General features: G+C 69.2%; 16 protein-coding genes. 9 read left to right on the top strand and 7 right to left on the bottom strand.

What is annotated here, in order from left to right:
* The first annotated feature begins 920 nt into the window (after nt 1–920).
* The 4 genes from ACGFR7_RS13360 (at nt 921) to ACGFR7_RS13375 (ending at nt 5,496) form a co-directional block, all read left to right on the top strand.
* Nucleotides 921–1,436, top strand: coding sequence for a hypothetical protein (locus ACGFR7_RS13360; RefSeq protein WP_393317360.1), 516 nt, complete (start codon nt 921–923; stop codon nt 1,434–1,436).
* The gene (locus ACGFR7_RS13365; protein WP_393317363.1) at nt 1,429–2,790 is read left to right on the top strand and encodes an MAB_1171c family putative transporter; all 1,362 of its coding nucleotides are present in this window, start codon (nt 1,429–1,431) and stop codon (nt 2,788–2,790) included. Before ACGFR7_RS13360 ends, ACGFR7_RS13365 begins: the two co-directional genes overlap by 8 nt.
* Nucleotides 2,791–2,975: 185 nt before the next feature.
* Nucleotides 2,976–4,307: an FAD-dependent oxidoreductase gene (locus tag ACGFR7_RS13370; RefSeq protein ID WP_393317367.1), complete on the top strand. Its 1,332-nt coding sequence runs from the start codon at nt 2,976–2,978 to the stop codon at nt 4,305–4,307.
* A 211-nt stretch (nt 4,308–4,518) separates the two neighbouring features.
* Nucleotides 4,519–5,496: a phytoene/squalene synthase family protein gene (locus tag ACGFR7_RS13375; RefSeq protein ID WP_393317369.1), complete on the top strand. Its 978-nt coding sequence runs from the start codon at nt 4,519–4,521 to the stop codon at nt 5,494–5,496.
* A gap of 133 nt (nt 5,497–5,629) precedes the next feature.
* On the opposite strand, the gene ACGFR7_RS13380 is transcribed toward ACGFR7_RS13375, so the two are convergent.
* A complete protein-coding gene (locus tag ACGFR7_RS13380; RefSeq protein WP_393317372.1) occupies nt 5,630–6,361 on the bottom strand; it encodes a helix-turn-helix domain-containing protein in 732 nt (243 codons plus the stop codon).
* 675 nt (nt 6,362–7,036) lie between these two features.
* Between ACGFR7_RS13380 and ACGFR7_RS13385 the strand changes: the two genes are divergently transcribed.
* A complete protein-coding gene (locus tag ACGFR7_RS13385) occupies nt 7,037–7,249 on the top strand; it encodes a hypothetical protein (RefSeq protein WP_393317375.1) in 213 nt (70 codons plus the stop codon).
* Between the two features lie 80 nt (nt 7,250–7,329).
* Here ACGFR7_RS13385 and ACGFR7_RS13390 read toward each other — a convergent pair whose 3' ends face one another.
* From ACGFR7_RS13390 to ACGFR7_RS13415, 6 genes are all read right to left on the bottom strand, one after another.
* Nucleotides 7,330–7,494 carry a hypothetical protein gene (locus ACGFR7_RS13390; RefSeq protein WP_393317378.1) on the bottom strand — a complete coding sequence of 55 codons (165 nt, stop codon included), beginning with the start codon at nt 7,492–7,494 and terminating at the stop codon, nt 7,330–7,332.
* 27 nt (nt 7,495–7,521) lie between these two features.
* On the bottom strand, nt 7,522–9,357 hold the full coding sequence (locus ACGFR7_RS13395; protein ID WP_393317381.1) for a carbamoyltransferase: 1,836 nt from the start codon (nt 9,355–9,357) through the stop codon (nt 7,522–7,524).
* Nucleotides 9,350–10,075, bottom strand: coding sequence for a YggS family pyridoxal phosphate-dependent enzyme (locus ACGFR7_RS13400; protein WP_393317384.1), 726 nt, complete (start codon nt 10,073–10,075; stop codon nt 9,350–9,352). The genes ACGFR7_RS13395 and ACGFR7_RS13400 overlap by 8 nt, the downstream gene beginning before the upstream one ends.
* Nucleotides 10,075–10,692: a LysE family translocator gene (locus ACGFR7_RS13405; RefSeq protein ID WP_393317387.1), complete on the bottom strand. Its 618-nt coding sequence runs from the start codon at nt 10,690–10,692 to the stop codon at nt 10,075–10,077. The genes ACGFR7_RS13400 and ACGFR7_RS13405 overlap by 1 nt, the downstream gene beginning before the upstream one ends.
* Nucleotides 10,689–12,944, bottom strand: coding sequence for an iron-containing redox enzyme family protein (locus ACGFR7_RS13410; RefSeq protein WP_393317390.1), 2,256 nt, complete (start codon nt 12,942–12,944; stop codon nt 10,689–10,691). The genes ACGFR7_RS13405 and ACGFR7_RS13410 overlap by 4 nt, the downstream gene beginning before the upstream one ends.
* 224 nt (nt 12,945–13,168) lie before the next feature.
* Complete coding sequence (locus tag ACGFR7_RS13415) at nt 13,169–14,209, bottom strand: SGNH/GDSL hydrolase family protein (RefSeq protein ID WP_393317393.1); 1,041 nt, start codon at nt 14,207–14,209, stop codon at nt 13,169–13,171.
* A 564-nt stretch (nt 14,210–14,773) separates the two neighbouring features.
* Here ACGFR7_RS13415 and ACGFR7_RS13420 point away from each other — a divergent pair.
* The 4 genes from ACGFR7_RS13420 to ACGFR7_RS13435 all read left to right on the top strand — a co-directional run bounded on the left by ACGFR7_RS13420 (nt 14,774) and on the right by ACGFR7_RS13435 (nt 18,834).
* The gene (locus tag ACGFR7_RS13420; protein ID WP_393317396.1) at nt 14,774–15,772 is read left to right on the top strand and encodes a LuxR C-terminal-related transcriptional regulator; all 999 of its coding nucleotides are present in this window, start codon (nt 14,774–14,776) and stop codon (nt 15,770–15,772) included.
* Between the two features lie 541 nt (nt 15,773–16,313).
* Nucleotides 16,314–16,643, top strand: coding sequence for a WXG100 family type VII secretion target (locus tag ACGFR7_RS13425; RefSeq protein ID WP_393317398.1), 330 nt, complete (start codon nt 16,314–16,316; stop codon nt 16,641–16,643).
* Nucleotides 16,640–17,992 carry a WXG100 family type VII secretion target gene (locus tag ACGFR7_RS13430; protein WP_393317401.1) on the top strand — a complete coding sequence of 451 codons (1,353 nt, stop codon included), beginning with the start codon at nt 16,640–16,642 and terminating at the stop codon, nt 17,990–17,992. Before ACGFR7_RS13425 ends, ACGFR7_RS13430 begins: the two co-directional genes overlap by 4 nt.
* Nucleotides 17,971–18,834, top strand: a complete 864-nt coding sequence (locus tag ACGFR7_RS13435) for a hypothetical protein (protein ID WP_393317404.1) — start codon at nt 17,971–17,973, stop codon at nt 18,832–18,834. Before ACGFR7_RS13430 ends, ACGFR7_RS13435 begins: the two co-directional genes overlap by 22 nt.
* Nucleotides 18,835–18,993: the final 159 nt, after the last annotated feature.

Here is an 18,993-nt window from a genome sequence, read left to right on the forward strand (position 1 = left end):
GCACTGCCGCGGCGCAGCCCACCGTCCGGGCCGACGGGCGCCACCGCTCCCGCCTCCCATTGTCCGCGGGGATCCGCGGGGGCGCCACGGCATGAGGGCGGGGCGCCAGGGGGCCACCGGGGGACGCCGGGGACGCAGGGGGACGCCAGGAGGCTGGCCGCCCGGCGAGGACGGCCACGACCTGCGGCCGGACCGGCAGGTCCCGTCGGGCTCTTCCCGGCGCGCACCTCTCTGACCAGCAGGTATCCCAGGCATCCCGCCCGCGGGGCCGCCCGGGAGCGCGGGGTAACTTGTCCCTCACCAAGGGCAGGGGCCTGCACTACACTCTCGCCAGTCGAAATGGGTTGGACATGCAGCGAATTGCGGGGCGATACGGGCGTTCCGGCAGGCAGGGGCGCCCTCGAAGCATCGGCCGGGAGGGCGGGCCGCGTCCGGACCGGCTCCGTCTTTGGCCGGAGAAGGCCTTCCTCCGTCTCGTCCCGCCGGAAACATGCCGTGCGGTATCCCTCGGTAGCCCTACAGTCACTCTGGCTGAGACCGGAACACACACCCGCACGACGCCCCGGCGAAGGAGGGACCGTGACGCGCTCGGTGCCCGTCACCGCGACCGTCACCGCACAAGCAGCCCACCGACGGCACCGGCGGCCCTGAAGACCGGCCCCGCCCCGGCCCCACGACCGCCCGGCACCCACCGAGCCCGACCGTCCGGCACCCACCGGCCCCGGCCGTCCGACACCCACCGAGCCCGGCGTCAGCCCTGCCCCCGTACCGTCCCCTCTTCACCCCGAGCGCAGCAACAGCCGTAGGAGTATCCGTTCATGTGGTGGCCCCGCCGTCATGGTCCAGCGCAGCGAGCAGCACTGCCGCAGCCCCCTCACCACCGGCCTCCCAGCTCCCCGTGGACCTCGCTCCGAGAGCAGTTGGCGGTCTTCTTCGCCACCTGGTCCGTCACCCGTCTCGTCCACCGCGATCTCCGGCTGTCCGGTGTACGGGACATGCAGGGCCTCGTCGACGCGGTGGCGGTGCGGCGCAACAAGCCGATCACGATCACTGAAGTGCCGCTTCCTCAGCAAGTGTCCGGATTCTGCGCCCGTGGCAAGGACCGGGACTTCATCGTGGTGGATTCCACCGCGAACGAACTGACCCGCCTCCACGCCAGCCTTCACGAGCTGTTCCATCTGTGGGAGGAGCATCCGGCCGACGACGGCTCCTCCGACCAGCTCATGACCGAGGAAGCCGTGCGGCAGCTGCTTCCCGGGCTGAAGACGGGCCCGGTGCTGCAGGTCCTGAACCGGTCGCACTACGACAGCGCCCATGAACGCCGGGCGGAGGCGTTCGCCACCGTGATGCTGCAGCGCCACCTCGAACTGCGGCGCGAGCAGAGCACCAACGGGTTCCTCTCCTCGGCGCTCTCCCACCGGAGGTCCGGTGTCTGAGAGCACGTCGAACGTCGTCTACCTGGCCATTGCGATCCTCGACTTCGTGATTGCCGGGTGGAAGTGCCTGGCGTTGCTGCGCGATCCCACCCCCACGCTGTCCTTGATCACGGTGAACTTCGTGTCGTCCGGCCTGGTGTTCACGATGGCCGCTCCGGTGGGGTACCGGAGGCTGGGCGAACTCACCGGCGTCCCCAGCTTCGCCACCCTCCCCGTCTACATCGGCATCCTGACCTGCTTCTCCCTCCTCCATCTGCTCACGATGCTGTGGGATCCCCGGTTGCGGCAGCGTCCCGCGGTGCTGCGCCGCAGGGTCACGCTGTGGTCCGCGGCGTACGTCGCGGCGCCGGCCGTCATGGTGCTGGCGTTCTGCTCCGCCGACCTGTCCGGCCCGGCGGACCCCCTGAAGTTCAACACCAACTTCGCGACCGAGCCGCTGATCCGGGTGTTCCTGGGGGTCTTCCTTGCCACGCTGGCCTGCGGAACCCTGAGCACCTACCGGCAGTGCCGCATGGTGAAGCTCGAAGACCCCCGCTTCCAGCGCGCGCTGCGCTCCTTCGGCATCGCCATGCTGTTCGTCTTCGGCTATGTGGTGTGCTGCGCCCCCGCCGTCACGCTGGCCGCCCTGGGCAACCACACCCTGGACACAGTAGGGGTGCTCGGCTCCACCTTCGGCTCGATCGGCGCCCTGATCACCAGCTACGGCCTCTCGGGAGCCGCGGTGGGCGCATGGCTGCGCGAACGGCGTGACATCAAAGCCCTGCAGCCGTTGTGGGATCTCGTCGTCGAAGGGGTCGACGAGGATCTGGCCTTCAGCGTGGACAGCGCACGCAGCCATCGCCTGGCATGGAACGTCGGCTTCAATCTGCACCGCCGCGTGATCGAGATCCTGGACGGGATGCGCGCGCTGCGTCCCTGGGTGTCGCCCCTGCCCGCGGCAGCCGTATACGCCGCGTACGCATACGAGCCGTCCCAGGGGAAGGCCGACGCCCGCCGCCTGACGGAGCGGGACCTGGAGGCGGCCGCCACGGCGGCTGCCCTGCGGGACGCGGCCCAGCGCCTGCAAGCCGCTCGGCGCGAAGCGGCACTGCGGGGCTTTTCCGGCCATCCCCAGGCTCCCGGGGGCCCGCAGGTGGCGCTGCCCGGCGAGGACACCCCCGCCTCCGACGAACGCCAACGACTGTTGCGCGTCGCCCAGGCACTCAACGCCCCGCTGGTCGCCACGGCTCTGCGGGCGGTGCGCGTACAGCGTTCCACGAGCAAGGCCACCGAGACGCCTGAGGCAACCGAGGTGCCCGAAGTGTTTGAGGCGACCGAGGCACCCGCGCCAACCGAGGTGCCCGAGCGGCCGTAGGGGGTGCCTCCCCCTGGCCGACGTGACCTCGGCCTGCGGGTGCGGGGTGGGGGAGCCCCGCGGCCACGGCCACCCGTCCCGCCGGCCCGCTGCGGCAGAATTGGCCGCTCCCGTGCCGGCCCCGGGCACCCGACCATGCCCGGCGCCCCGAGGCGCGGGCACCATCGAATCAAAGGGGGACTCTGATGAGACGAGCTGTGGTTCTGGGCGGAAGCATCGCCGGCCTGTACGCCGCTCGCGTGCTGAGCGACCATGCCGACGACGTCGTCATCCTCGAAGCGGATGACCTGGGGGAAGACGGCACCGGGCGCGGCGCTCCGCATCGACGGCAACTGCATGCGCTGCTGTCCATGGGGCACACCCACCTCGAACGCTGGTTCCCGGGCATCACCGGCGAACTCGTCGCGGGCGGGGCGTGCTTGGGGACCGGCTCCGAGGTGCAGTTCTACGTCGACGGAACACTCAAGGCTCCGGTTCCCGGCCTCCGGATGCTGGGCGCCACCCGCCCGTTCATCGAAGGCCGGGTCCGCCGGCGGGTCACGGCCCTGCCGAATGTCCGCGTCCTGCAGGGGCGCGCCGATGACCTGCGCTTCAGCGCCGGCCGGGTCTGCGGCGTGCGCTACTCGTCCGCTGAGGAAACGTCACCTCATGCCGGTCAGCAGGACGAACTGGACGCCGATCTGGTGGTCGACGCCATGGGGCGGTCCAGCCGCCTCGGCACCTGGCTGCTGCGCGGCGGGTGGGACCAGGCCCCGCTGCACCGGATGAGGATCGACCTCGGCTACGCCACGGCCGAATTCCGGCGCGGGGACGAACTCCCCTCCACGGTCGTCGCGCACGCGTCGCCGGGCCCTGCCAGTGGGTACCAGCCCACGCTCAGCGAACCGGGGGCGATGGTGGCGGTGGAGGACCACCGCTGGATGGTGGTACTGGCCGGATACACCGATCACCGCCCGGGGCGAGATCCGGCCGGCTTCCTGGCCCGGATGCGGCGCTGCGTCGCTCCGCTGCACGAGGTGGCGGACCGGTGCACCCTGCTCGGCGACGTCCGGACCTTCCCCTTCCCGGAGAGCCGGCGGCGCGACTTCACCCGGCTGAGGCGGTTCCCCGGCGGGCTGGTGGCGGTGGGAGACTCCGCCGCCTCGGTCAACCCGGTCTACGGACAGGGCCTGACGCTTGCCGCGCTGCAGGCCTCATGTCTGTCCACGTATCTGCGCGCCGGGTCCTCTCCGCACGATCCGGCCTGGGAGTACTTCCGGCGGGCCGCCGTGGTGGTCGATGCGGCCTGGCAGGTGTCGGCGACCGCGGACCTCGCCCAGCCTCATGTGCGGGGCCCGCGCCCCCGTGGCTACCGGCTCGTCCGCTGGGCCGGCGACAAGATCACGGAAGCGTCCGTCATCGACTCCGGCGTCAACCAGGCGTTCATGGACGTCGTACACATGCGCCGGCATCCGAAATCGCTGACCCGCCCCCGGGTACTGGCCCGAGCGGCACGGGTCCTGGCCACTACCCGCTGAAGCCCCTCACATTGCCCTTCTCCGCCGCAGGGCGTCCCGGCCGAAGGCGTCACCCCCTCAGGCCGGGTCGCCTTGCCACCGCGCACGCCCTCGCCCAGGAAGCCGGCGCACCACGCGGTGCGGGCCGTCGGTACCGGGACGGATCAGGTCAGGCCCCTGGGCCGCCATCACCTAAGGTGAAGTGCACCGCCAACAAGGAGGAGAGCCGACGATGGCCACGTGGCCGAAGACGCTCGACCGGGCAGGGATCACGGACCCCTCGCTGCGCCGCGACTACAGCGAGCAGCGCCGGCTGGTGGCCCGGTACGCCCGCGCCGAGTACACCGCCGTGCGCCTGCTGCTTCCCGCCGAGCTCGTGCCCGACGTCATCGCCGCGACCGCGTTCATGCACCACAGCGACAACCTCATCGACCAAGGACCGGTCGGCGAGCGGATCGCCGCGCTCACCGACTGGGAGCGCAGGGTGCACACCGCCCTCAAGAGCGGCGAAGCCGACGAGCCCGTGCTGCGGACGCTCCTGGACACCATCGCCAGGCATCCCCGCCTCCGGCAGTACGCCGAAGACTTCCTCGCCGGCGCGCCCCTGGAGGTGCAGACGCAGGGTTTTGCCGCGGAGAGCGACTTCCAGCACTACATCGACGGCTATTCGCTGCCCGCCTTCATGCTCATCGCGTGCCTGCTCGACGCGGGGGCGCCCGCGGACGCGTACCTGGCCGGCTGCCGGAGCTTCATCGAGGCGAGTCAGCGTCTCGATTTCCTGAACGACCTCGCCGAGGACCTGGGCAACGGACGCCTGGGAATCCCGGAAGAACTCCTCGCCCGCCACGGCCTGACCCGCACCGACCTGACCCGCACCGGCCTGCCCCGCAAGGACGGTGCCCCCGAGGGCTTCCGGGGGCTGGTCGGTGACCAGGCCCGGCAGATCCGTACCGGACTGACCGCGTCCTACGGACTCGTGGACCTGGTGCACGCCCGGAGCCGGCCGTTCGTCCGCGCCCTGATCAGCATCCAGGGCCTGACCCTGCGAGCGGTGGCAAGGAAGGGAAGCGCGCTGCTCGACGGGTCCGCCCGTCCGGACGTGGCCGCGGCGCTCCGGCTTCTCGGCCGCGAATACGTGGCAGCGCGTCGCCGTCGTGACACGGACCCGGCAGCCGGCAGCACCTCACCGGGAGCGGTCGGCAGGAGCTGATCCCCACCGCATCGAAGACCAAGCAGACTGCGGACTTCCCTTGCCGGTCAGTTGCCACGGCCGCGCCGGCCGCGGACTTCGCGTGCCGTTCAACTGCCACTGCCCGCGCAGGCCGCGGACTTCGCGTTGCCGTTCAGCTGTCGCGCCGGCCGGGTGGCGGGCCGTCGTCGCTCTCGGGCCGCGCCAGCCCCAACAGGCCCTGGATCAGCGGAAAGACCCGCCTTCTGCTCCTGGTGGGCAGGGAGCACATACGATCCGTCAGCTCCCGTACTTCGGGATCCTCGCGCTCCGGCCGGCTCAGGACCTCGGAAAGCGCCTCCCGGAGCTCCTGGTCGATTTTGCTGTCGCCCCTGGTGCCGCTGCGCATCGCCAGCCGGTCGATGCCCTTGCCCCGGAGCAGCGCGAGATGGGTCAGCTGCTCGTGCGTCGACTGCAGGGCCCGGTACAGCGCCTGACATTCGGTGGCGGTGAAGAAGCCGGGCTCGACATCGAAGAACTTCTCCAGCTTCCGGGTGACGTCCAGCCCGGGGCTCTTCCGCTTTCCGTTCAGGAGGTAGCCGACCTGGCCGTGGGAGATACCGGCCCCCGCACCGATCTCATCGAGGGTGTACCTCTTCCCGTCCGGCTTGCGACGGGTGTCCCGCAGGAAGACGAGGCGGTCCTGGAAGGATTCCTGCACGTTCTCGGATTCCTGGCCGGTGTGATCGAGCAGCGCCTGGACGCGAGGGACCGTGATGCCCGTCCGGTGCGAGAGGTGGTCGATGTCGATGACGTCGCGTCCGAGGCCCAGGTCCCGGAGGAGTTCGTCAATCGCTGCGACGACGGCGGGGAGACCATCCGCCGGGTGCGCGTGGGAGGCATCCATGGCGATGGGCGGTCTCCTGGTCGGTAGACAGGCGGGGGCGGCGGCGCACTCGCAGCCACTCCGAGATTAACGGTCGCCAGCACCGTACGCCATAAATGTCACCACAATTGTGTCGGGTACGACCGCTGGACGGCCCGGAAGACAGTCGCCAACGCTCTCGGATTTAACGATTGTTGACAACGCGGTGTTGTTGAAGGATCCTCGCCAGGGCGGTGCCACTGTGCGACCGGGGTTCACCTTGCACGTGGGGACCGATCGCACGGTTTCCGTGCCTCGCAACTACCGCCTTCCGAGCGGTGGTGCCGGGCTCCACAGGGGAGAGCCCGGCGCCACAACCGCCATCCGAGGCCGCGGCCCGTGATGCCGTGCCACGCCGGACCGGACCGGACCGCGCACCTGCCGGCGCCGACGAGAGACGTCCTCTGCGGGCTCTCCGCAGGCATCAAAGCATCAGGCCGTCCGCCCGTCGGGACATCGAGGCGTCCGGACATCGGGGCATCGGGGCGTCGGGGCATACGGTCCCCCGCCGTCGATCCGAGGGGGAGCGATGACAGCGGGAACAGCGGGAACAGTGAGGCCAGCGGAAACAGCGGGAACAGCGGGCAGCTGGCGCAGGCTCTTACCCGGTACGGAACCTGGAGCCAGAGCCAGACCCCCTTCGGGAGGGGTCCTGTGATGAGCGAAGGATTCGGCCGTGCCACCGCCCGCTGCGACGGCGAAGCCGTCAGTTTCCAGATCAGAAGCGCCCCGTCCCCTGGCCGTACTCCGATGGCACGCGGGGAAATGCGCAGCCTGCTCCTCGCCTTCGCGCGCGACCAGGCAAAGCGCCCCGGCTGCACCGGCCTCGCGCTGCCGGGGAAGGGCATCGGGCCCGGACACAACAGCTGACCGGTCGGCACCGCCCCAAGACACGGTCAAGGGCAAGAACGAGGGCAATGTCGTCGGGCCGTGCCGTACGGGCCCCGCGCTCAGGCCCTTGTGCTGTTGCGGCCTCCCCCGGCGGCGATCCAGTAGGTCCGGGCGGCGCGGTCGACGGCGCGGCGCAGGGGGTCGCGGCCCAGGCTCGCCACGATCCCCGCCGGGACGACGACCAGACAGTAGAGCAGGAGGAGTGCGAGGTTCCGCATGGTCATGGGAAGTCTCCTTGGTCCGGCAGAGGGTCAGTCGAGGGGGATCTCGTCGCGCCAGTCGCCGTCCTCGCTCCAGGCCGGCTGGGCCTCTTTGAGCAGCAGGAAGCTGCCGAGCACGAGGACGTCGATCCGGGTGCGCATGAAGCACCGGTAGGCCTCTTCGGGCGAGCGGACGATGGGTTCTCCCCGCACGTTGAAGGAGGTGTTCACCAGGACCGGGCAGCCGGTTTCGGCCTTGAAGGCGGTCAGCAGGCGGTGGAAGGCCGGGTTGGCCTCCTGGCTCACGGTCTGCACGCGGGCCGACATGTCCACGTGGGTGACGGCCGGGATGGTCGAGCGGTGGACCTTCAGCCGTTCCAGTCCGCGGGCGCCGGTGTCCTCGGGGGCGGGCAGCCGCTGGGCGGCGGCCACGTCCGCGACCACCAGCATGTAGGGGCTCTCCTGCTTGAGTTCGAAGTAGTCCTCGGCGTCGGTGTCGAGGACGGCCGGCGCGAAGGGACGGAAGGACTCCCGGAATTTGATCTTCTGGTTCATCGCGGACTGCATCTCGGTGTCGCGGGGGTCGCCCAGGATCGACCGGGCGCCCAGGGCGCGCGGCCCGAACTCCATCCTGTCCTGGAACCAGCCGACCACCTTGCCCCGCGCCAGCTCCGCAGCCGTCCTGGCCGCGAGGGCGTCCGTCTCGAACCGGGTGTACGGCACGCCGGCGCCGTCCAGGTACGCCTGGATCTCCTCGTCCCGGTAGGCGGGACCCAACAGGGCTCCGGACATGGCGTCCCCGCCGCCGGCGAGGTGGGTGCGCTCGGCGCCGCCCTCCATCGCGACGGCGAGCGCCGCGCCCAGGGCACCGCCCGCGTCACCGGCCGCCGGCTGCACCCACACCCCGTCGAAGATCTCCTCGCGGATCACCCGGCCGTTGGCGACGCAGTTGAGCGCCACGCCGCCCGCCAGGCACAGCCGGGTCTCCCCGGTCCGCTGCTGCGCGGTCCTGGCCAGCCGCAGGACCGCTTCCTCGGTCACCTGCTGCACGGAGGCGGCCAGGTCGAATTCGCGCTCCGTCAGGGGACTTTCGGGACGGCGGCGCGGCCCGTCGAAAAGCTCCTCGAAGCGGCGGCCGGTCATCACCTGACCACGCAGGTACGCGAAGTAGCGCATGTCCAGGTGGAAGGAGCCGTCGGGTTTGAGGTCGATCAGCCGTTCGCGGATCAGGTCCGCGTAACGAGGCGTGCCGTAGGGCGCCAGACCCATGAGCTTGTACTCGCCGGAGTCCACCTTGAACCCGCAGAAGTAGGTGAACGCGGAGTAGAGCATGCCGAGTGAGTGGGGGAAGCGCAGCTCGGCCAGCGGTGCGAGCCGGTCCGCGCGTCCGTGCCAGAGCGAGGTGGTCGCCCACTCCCCCACCCCGTCGATGCAGAGCACGGCCGCGGACTCGTAGGGGCTGGGGAAGAACGCGGAGGCCGCGTGCGACTCGTGGTGGCGGCGGCAGATGATGTCCGGCACCGCTCCCGCCCCCAGTGCCGCCAGCTCCCGCCGGACGGTCCGTTCGGCCCGCCGCTTCCAGCGCAGCCACTCCGGCAGGGTGTCCCGGAACGAGCGGAAGCCGAACGGCGCGGCGCCGGCGTACGAGGCCATCACACGGCGGAACTTGAGCGCCGGATCCTCGTAATAGGCCACTGCGCCGACGTCCCGCAGTGTCGCGCCCGCCTCGGCCAGGCAGTACGACACCGCCTGGGCCGGGAAGGACGGATCGTGGCGCCGCCGGGTGAAGCGCTCCTCCTGCGCGGCGGCGACGATCGTCGTGCCGTCCACGAGGGCTGCCGCGCTGTCGTGGTAGTAGGCGGAGATACCCAGAACGAGGTCAGTCATGGTGAGCGTCCACTCCTGGGGTGCGGGTGCCGGGCTTGGCGGGCCGCGGGCCGAACAGTGCCGTCCCGAGCCTCACTTGGGTCGATCCGGCAGCGATCGCCGCCTCGAAGTCGCCGCTCATCCCCATGGAGAGGGTGTCCCACCGGTGCCCTGCCGCGACCTGCTTGGCGAACAGTTCGGCCAGTACCTCGAAGGCGGGCGGGCCGGTCACGGGGGTGGCGGGCACCGCCTTGCGCGGAATGGTCATCAGGCCGCGGACGGTCAGGCGCTTGAGGTCCTGGACCGACTCCAGGAACGGGTCGAGCTGATCCGGGGCGAGGCCCGCCTTGGCGGGATCGCCGTCGGCGTTGACCTGGACGCACACCTGGAGCGGCGGCAGATCGCCGGGGCGCTGCGCGTCGAGGCGCCGGGCCGCCTTCTGCGAGCAGAGCCCCAGCACCCAGGAGAAATTCTCCGCCAGGAGTCTGGTCTTGTTGCTCTGAATCGGCCCCAGGTACACCCATTGGGCACCCGAGCCACGGAGTTCGGCCGTCTTCGGCAGTGCCTCGCCGGCGTAGCTCTCGCCGAAGCGCTCCAGGCCGAGCGCAAGGGCCTCGCGGATCGCGGAGGCCGGGTGTCCCTTGGACACGGCGAGCAGTTCCACCGCCTCGGGGCGCCGGCCCGCTGCCGTGGCCGCGGCGTCTATTCGTGCCCGCAGGGCGTCCAGCCGTTCTCGCATCACGTGATCACACTCCACAGCGCGGCCGCGGTGAGGGCGAGGAACACCGCGGGAGGAATCCAGGGCAGGACGTTGCGGACGGGGCCGAGCCGGTCGGTGGCGGGGGCGAGCTGGTGGCCGAGCAGGCCCGCCAGGGTGTTGACGGTGAATCCTGAGAGGTTGAAGCCCAGGCCGAAGGCGAGGAGCTGCCAGGAGCTTGCTCCGGAAGGCACCAGTTGGGGCAGGATGGTCAGGAAGAACAGGGCGATCTTCGGGTTGGACACATTGAGCAGGAAGCCCTTGACGAACGGGCGGGCACCGGAACCCCGCTGGGTGACGCCGTCCTCCCCTTCGCCCTGCTTGCCGCGCGGGATGCTCGTCCAGGCCATGTAGGCCAGGAAGCAGATACCGATGAGCTGCACCGTGGTGTAGGCGGTCGGGGCCGAGACCAGGAGCGCGGCGAGTCCGGTCACGGTCGCCACGACGTAGACGAAGACCCCGAGTTCCACGCCCAGAGCTGCCCTGATACCGGCCCGCGGCCCCCTGCTGACGCCGCTCGCGACGCAGTGGAGCATCGCCGGCCCCGGTGTCAGATTCACCACCAGGGCGATGGCGATGAAGGCGAGGACGTGGCTCAATGAATCTCTCCCTTGGTCTCGTATGCGCGCGTGGCACGCCGGGCGGCCCTTCTGGCGCGCCGTCCGCCCGGTGGGTTCAACGACCGGTAGCCCGTCCTGACGCGCTCCCAGACGCCCGGTTCGCAGCCCGGGCCCAGTACGGAGGGCACGGTGGCCATATAGGCGTCCACCGCGTCGGCGGCCCAGGCGGAGTGGCCCGTGGCGACGTTGTCGATGGTGTTGTGGATGTCCACGAACCGGGTGCTGAACCCGTACTTCTCCAGGCCGATACGGGCGCGCCGGTAGCCGCCGCCGACGCCGGACAGCTCCATCGCGACGTTCAGCCCCAGCACTTCCGGCAGGAAGGTGCGTGGCAGCCGGCCGATGCACAGCCAGTACACCGGCAGCTCGAACGACTCCTCGCTGAACCCCGGCCACTGCGCGAACTCGCGGGAGGCGGTGGGCGGCAGTTCGACCCCCATCTCCCGCAGGACCTCGCGGTAGATCAGGGGGTGGTTGAGGCCGAGGTCTCCGTTGCCGAGTTCGTCCCAGTAGGTGGAGAACAGCAGATGGCCGACGTCCGAGGAGGCATGGCCGTAGTCCGTGAAGCCCTGCAGCCAGCTGCCGTCTATCAGGGTCAGCGGCGCGAGCTGCACGGTGGCGTCGACCAGTGCCTCCTTGGTGGGCAGGGGTGCGTCCGCCCCCTGCTCGAATTCCCGGCCGTGCCGGTCGTGCTGCTCCTGGAGCCACGGGCGCAGTCCCCGCGGGTCCCAGTGCGGTGGAGGCAGATGCCCGGCCGTGTCCCAGCCGACGCGGGAACGCGCCAGCCAGCCGTGTACGTACCCCGTGGCGTACCGGCGCAGCGCGGGTGTGTCGCCGCGGCTGAGCAGGAGGTGGTACGCCTCGCGCAGGGTGCCGGGTGTCCGGTCGCGCCGCGCGGCCGGGCCGCGTACCGCCGCCATCTGGGCGGGGAGGGGCCGCGCCGGGTCCGTTGCCGGGTCCGGGGCCCAGACCGGGTTCGGGTCTTGTCCGTTGTGGTCCGCGGCCGTGCCCGGGTCCATGGCCGTGCCCGGGGCAGGGTCTTGTCCGTTGTGGTCCGCGGCCGCGGCCGCGGCCGCGGGCAGCGAGCGGATCCAGCGCCGGATCACGGCCTCGTCCGCAGGTGAGAAGATCCGGAACATCGGGCCGTTCTCGGAGATCAGGCCGCGCAGCAAAGGGCTGCGCTCGGGGCTCCCCGGCCGGACCAGGCGACTGGCCGCGAGGGCCTGGAGCAGTCCGTGGGGTGCGGTACGGGCCTCGGTGAACCAGTCGCCGAGCGTGCGGCCCTCGACCTTGAACTCCTGGTGGTACAGAGCCGCTTCGCGGGCCCGGAGTCTCAGCAGCTCCGCCATGTCATGGGCCGGGTCCAGGGCCGCCGACACCTCCTCGTACAGGCCGTTATTCCACCGCTGCAGCAGGTCCAGGGCCCAGCGGAACCCCGCGATCAGCCCCGGCGAGTCCGGGCTCTCCGCCGCCAGCGCGGCGGCCGCGGCACGGCCGAGCGTGAGCCCCGTCGGCGTATCCTCCCGACGGGCGGCCCCCGGGTCCAGGGCGGTCCAGTCGGCCGCCGCCGGGAGCAGTTCACGCACCACGGCAAGGGGCGGGAGCAGCCCGACCGCCCGCAGGCACAGATCGGCGCCCACCAGCTCCGCTCGATGTTCGTCGGGCCGTCGGCTCATGGCCAGCAGCGGCCCGGGCAGGGCGAAGGCCAGGTCGGACACCTGCGGGTCCTGGGTCAGCCGGGTGACGGGGGCCGCGTGCTCGGCGAGCCGCAGGTGGTGCAGCAGGGCCCGGTACGCGCTGCCCCGGTCGGCTCCGGGATGCCCGGCACCCAGGTCCTGGGCGTAGAGCGCGAGCGTGCGCATGGTCAGCTCGCTGTCGCCGTTGCCGGGACTGCTCAGCCACTGCAGCCAGGCGCCCGAGACCAGCGCGAGCGGAGCCGCGCCGAGGGCCGCCCGGCGGACCAGGGCATCCCTCGCCTCCTGGTCGGCGGCCCGGGCCGCGAGAGCCCGATAGCCGCCGCCGGCCCGGGCCGACCATGCGCCGGCCCGGCGCTCCCAGTCCTCCAGCGTCTGTGCGGATGCCGTCAGCGCACGGGAGTACTCGTCGGGAATCGCCACCCTCGGGGGGAACCCCTCCGGGTCCGCTGCCTGTACGTACAGCGTGCGGCACTCCTCCGCGACGGCCCGGGGCCGGAGGCCGGCTGTGCCGGCCGCCGACTGCTGGCGTTGCATCGACGCTCCTCCTGTGGTTCCGGTTCCGGTTCCGGGGTGTCAGAACATCGGGTAGATGGAGGCGTCGTCCTTGGACTTGGTCTTGCGCTTGCGCTGGAAGAATCCGAGCACTTTACGCAGCAGTGCCATGGGAGGTTCCCTTCAGGAGTGGCGGGTGCGGTGCGGGGCTCGTCGGCGCGGTCAGCACAGGACCGGGCCCGTCGTCGGGAGGGCCGAACCCGTGGTCAGGACAGCCCCAGGCCCGCGGCCAGCAGACCGGAGACCAGGTCGTAGCCCTCGTCGGTGAAGTGCGCGCGGTCCACGAACAGCCACTGCCCGGGATCTGCAGCATCCGCCACGAGCGGGTTGAGATCCAGGAACGCCACATCGTGTTTCGCGCACGCCTGCGCGATGCCCTCGGCGTAACGGCGGCCGACCTCGGCGGGGGCGATCTCACCGAAGAGCTGCCAGAACGTCGACTGCTTGCGGTCCAGTTCGTGGAAGAGCTCGGCCTCCTCGGGCGACGGGGTCTCCCGCACCCAGGTGGCAAGCGGCTGAAGAGCGAACGAGATCCGGGTGCCGGAGGTGCCGGCCAGCAGCTTGAAGCGCTCCAGGTCGAGCGCCGTGCGCTCGACGGCGGTCGTCAGCCGTTCGTCGAGCGTCAACGGCGCTTCGTCGGCAGGTGCCGGCGGAGGCGGCTCGGCGGACCGGCGTTCGCCGCGCCCGAACCGGCCGGTGCGCTTGGCCTTGCGGTGGCGCGAGCGCAGCTCCTCCATCTGCTGGTAGTACTCACCGGAGAAGAAGAAGGCCCCGTAATCGCCCTGCAGGGCCCGCGGGAGGCCGGCCAGCGCAAGGTTGTTCAGCCCGGAGAGGATGACGATCCGGTCGACCGGCGGCAGCATCTCGCGGTGCAGCAGGTAGAGCATCATCTCCTGGGTGGAGCAGTATCCGCGGGCACCGAGGTTCAGCCAGGGAGCGGAGGGCGCGTGCCGGGACCACAGACGCGACGGAATCGAGGCGGCGTCGCTGGTGGTGCCCACGCCGAAGGCGGTGGAGCTGCCTGCCAGTACGTTGACCGTGCCCTCGGCGGGTGCGTCGGCGACGGAGGCGGTGCCGGTCGCGCCATGGGAGACGCGGAATCCGAGACGGTCGGTGTTCACCACGCCGGAGCGGTAGTCCGCCCGGTGGAAGTACATCAGGTAGGGCACCCAGCGGGTCTCCCCGCGATCGACGAAGTCGTCGTACTGGGCCATCTGCGGGGTCAGCGAATAGCGCCTTGCGTTCACGGACGGAACTCCTGTCAGCGGACGGTTGCCGGGGAGGAGGAACGCTCAGTCTCCCCGGCCGAGGTCGGCGGTCATGCCAAGGCCGAGAGCCGACGGGCCGCTGGTCAGGGCGTCATGTACGGGTACAGCCGGACATCGTGCGGTGAGTGTCATGGCAACTCCGTGTCTTCAGGGAACCGGCACCATGACGAGCCTGCGTGACAACGGGCTGTGCGTACACACGCACGGGGTGTCGTGTCTGCGTCTGGCGCAGATACGTCAAGGCTCACGGAACGGAGCGATCCGGTCCGCGCACCGGCCCGCCCTGCCCCCTGCGGGCTCAACCGAAAACCAGCCAATTGTGGCGAACATCGAAGCCACCACCGAGAATTCCTTAACTCGGCATAAAGTATGAGTGATGGGGTAATCGAGGCCGCTCCGTGTACTCCGCCTCCGGAGTCGGCCTCCGGCGTGCCAGGTATCGACGGGACGCGCGACTCAGACACACCGGGGGTGTGCAACGTGGAGGTATCCGGCCTTCATGCCACAGGGGAATGGCCTGTTCTGAGTGAGGAAGTCCGGGCTGTGTACCGGTTCCTGGCCGAGGTCCCCGAAGGCATCCCGACCCACGAGGCGCGTGCGCGGACGCGGATGTCCGACGAGTCCCTGGACCAGGCGATCGACAAGCTGATGACGCTCAGGCTGCTGTGCAGATCCTCGTGGGAGAAGGGCACCCTGCGGGCCCTCTCGCCCGAAAGCGCCAGGGTGCAGCTCGTCTGGCCGATCGTCAGGGAACTCAACCGCCGTCGGTGTGAGGTGGACGCCATCCGTGAGGTGTACTCCGAACTCGCGCAGGTCTACGAGAACGCCTCGCTGCACGAGGCCGCGTCGAGCCCGTTGGAGGTCATTCCGGATCTGGCCTCGGTCCGCCGGGCCCTCACCCAGCTCGCTGCCGAGGCCACCGAGGAAGTGATCACCGCGCAGCCGGGCGGAGCGCGGCCCGCCGAAGCTCTGAAGGAATCACGGGAGCGCACCGACGAGTTACTGGACCGAGGCGTCCGGCTGCGGACCCTCTACCAGCACACCGCACGATTCAGCCCCGCGACCGCCGAGTTCGTCCATCACGTCACAGGGCGGGGAGCCGAAGTCCGCACCCGGAGCGACGAATTCATAAAGCTGCTCCTCTTCGACGGCAAGGTGGCGGTGACCCCTTTGCGCGACGACCGGTACGGCGCATTGATCGTCCGGGACCCGCACGTGGTCGATTTCATGCGGACTGCGTTCGAACCGGCCTGGAGCACGGCCATTCCCTTCCCCTGCCGGTATGACCCGGTGACCGCCGACCAGGTCCTGGACGACATCAAGACCACGATTGCCCACCTGCTGACAGAGGGCCTTGAGGACAAGGTCATCGCCCGCCGGCTGGGCATGTCCTTACGGACCTGCCAGCGTCATGTCTCGGACCTCATGCGAAGGCTGGGAGCAAAAAACCGGCTGCACCTCGGATATCTCCTCCACTCCCACCACATACGCGAACGGGGCAAGCTCCCCCGCCTCTCCCCACACAGCGACACCGGCAGTTGATTCTGCTCGGTCGGCAGGCGGTCACGGATCGCTTTGGGGTCTTCGGAGGTGACGCAGGTCGGCGGCAACGCAGGCCACGGCGCCGGCCCGCCCAGCAACACCCCCACGGGACGGGCCGACGACCACAGCGCTCCAGGCGGCAACGAAGGGCAACCACATGCCGACCAACAGCCGGATCCCCGGCGGCGGTGCGAGCGCCCCCACACTCCGAACACCGGCGGGTCGGACAACGCCACGAGCTGCGCCGACCATACCGAGAACGCATCAGGTGGCTGGGCAGGGTGGGCCGCGTAAGGATCGCACTCCCCGAGCTGGGTGTTGCAACGACCACTCGGTCGCGACTTCCGCCGATTCTGGGTGATTGAACTACCCACAATGTGGGCTGATTTGAGCCACGACTGGCCACATCAACCTCACCCATAACGCGCGTAATCATGACGAAATCGACAAGGGGCTTGGCGGACGAAGCCAGCCGGGTGCACTGTCAGTGGCACAGGGTAAGCCCGTAGTGCATCTGGACACAGTCGCTCCGGGGGGAACGATGGCCGATTCTGGCTTCGATGTCGACACAGACCAATTGAAGAATGAAGCACCAAAATTCCACAGGGAGTCTGCCGCCTTGGCGAAAGCGGCAGGGAAGCTGAAGCACTCACTCGATGGGCTCGGTGAGCCATGGGGGAACGACGAGCAGGGTAAGAAGTTCGAGGGTGTCTACAGTCCGCATCGCGCCCAAATCGAACGTGCCGCCCAGGCACTGGTGAAGGGCCTGGAAAGTATCCACAAGTCCATGAAGGACATGGCTGATAACCACGAGGACGCGGATCACTCCAGCGCCTCGGGCCTCAAGTCCGCTGGGGGCGGTGCACATTGAGTGCCGCAGACAAGGCCAAGGAGATAGTCCAGGACCTCACTGGCATGTGGTGGCCGGAGGGTGACGAGGACGAACTCCGGGAAGCCGCACGGGCTTGGCGAACCTTTGCCGACGACGTCAAGGACATCACCTCCGCGGCACATAAGTCCGCACAGGACGTTATCGACAACAACAAGGGCCAGTCGATCGACGCCTTCGAGAATTTCTGGCGCAAGTACCACGGCGGCGGCAAGGGCTACCTGGACGACGTCGCCTCCGCCGCGGAGGACATGGCCAAGGCGCTGGACAAGTTCGCGGACCAGATAGCCGACGCGAAGAAGAAGATCGAACACGAACTGGAGATCGCCGGCGCGGTCCTCGTCGCCGGCACAGCCCTGGCCCTCTTCACCGGCGGCATCAGTGAGGTCGCAGCGGTCGGCGCCACCGAAGCGATCGTCGCAGCGGCAAGCACGGCGGGCATCGCTGTCTCTGCCACCGTCGCCGAGATCGCCGGCACCGTCCTGGCCACCGCCGCCATCGGCGGGATCGAAGCCATCACCGTGGACGTCGTGGTCGCCCAGGGCGGCCGCAACCTCCTCGGCGAACAACACGGCATCAACCTTGCCGAGATCAAAGACGCCGGAACCAGCGGGATCCTGCTGGGTGGCGCCCTGGGCGGCGCGGGCCGCGCGGCAAAAGCCGTAGGCGACGCCGGTGGCTTCAAGAACGCCTTCGGCAAGATGAACCTGGACGGTTTGGGCAACCTCAAGAATCCGCTGCACAACTTCGAGATATCGATGCCCAACCTGGGGGGCTCGCGCTTCGCGATGGCCGGCGGAGGGCCGATCGGTCCGGCTGGTCGACCCTTGATGCGCAACGCTGAAGGGGCCGCAGGGGCTGGGAAATCGGCTGGTTCGGGAGGTCGATCTTCCTGGGAAGCCGCGGAGAACGTCACAGGAGCTGCCCGAGGGAAGACCCTGAGGGCGCCTCACCCTCGGCACTTCTGGAGTGGCGTCAAGCGCGGACCTGCGAAGGAACCCAACACTGTTGTTCTTCCAGGACACAATGAGGCAATCAAGCAAGAGATAGCAGATATTGCGGCCGGTAAAGCGAGATGGAATCAGGAAGCCCAGGTGTATGAGATCAACGGCCGTTCCTACACGATCGAGCCGAGTGGTACCGTCTTCCCGAAGTCGGGACCGGGTCTTGTCACGCTAACCCGCGCCGAATACGGCGCCCTGGGGGCTGTAATGCGCGCCAATGGCGACCTGAGCCAGTGTGAGAAGTTCTTCGCCAACGCGAAACAGTTCCAACAGGAACCCGGTGCCGTCCAGAAGGCGATCGAACTGTGGAGGACGTACAACTCGTGATGTGCACCCTGCTGACAACCGGTGACAGAATCCCTGATCGAATCGCTCCGGTTCTCGCTTCGCTCTTCAGCCTCACCGTTGATGAGGTCGATGTCTGCGACCAATCGGATTTTGACTCGCGGAACTGGGATGCTGCCGTCACTTGCGAGTACGCGCCGCTCAGTGGAGATCTCCGTTGGTCGCTGTCCATTACGACTGCTGACGACACGCCGCAGCTCTCGGAGGAGGTGCTCGCGCTAACTGTAGCGCGTACGCTCGGAGTCGTCGTCGTCTTCTCCTCCGACTACCCGGACATTTCGTGGGTCGACCGTGCCGCCACAGCTGACGGTCACGTGCCTTACATCAACACCACCGAATCGGAAGACGATCCTCCACGCTGGACAGTTGCGGTCTCCGAGATCTTCATCCCGGAATTCCCCGATGCTGAAGTGCGATTTATTCCAGAGATCATCAAGCCTCTGCAATTGCCCACCCCACTCACCGATTCCTGCGTTCCCAAGGGTCACTCGCAACGGGACACCCTCTACCCTCTGGTCAACTGGGAACGGCTTACAGTCCGTATGGCAACAGACTGGCCGCCCTCGTCGTGGTACCCAGCCTCGATGTATGTGGAAGATCTCGAACTGCGTGACCAGATCGACGATGTGATCGCACAACTGCCTCCAGACGACCAGCAGCGCGTCAGGGAAGCTGTGCAGCAGGTAGACGAGACGTACCGCGCACTCACTCACGACGACTGCGGGGAAAACCTGGCCAAGGCCGCGGAGGTGTCGATGGCTGACCGCGCATGGTACTGGTACCGGCGTCCGATGAACCCTCCATGGGACAACCCAGGCAAGTAGAGTGGCGCTAACCGCATCTCATGACCCAGCCCGCCTTATCACTATTCGTCGATGAGGCGGGCTTTCCCCATTCCTATCAGCCGCATGAGCGCTTGTCATCAGGCAGCGGTAGGCAGGACGCTCAGCCGTTCATGGAATTCACAATGCTGGTGGTTTGAA

It is taken from the genome of Streptomyces sp. NPDC048516 (genome assembly GCF_043199875.1).
Classification (GTDB): Bacteria; Actinomycetota; Actinomycetes; order Streptomycetales; family Streptomycetaceae; genus Streptomyces.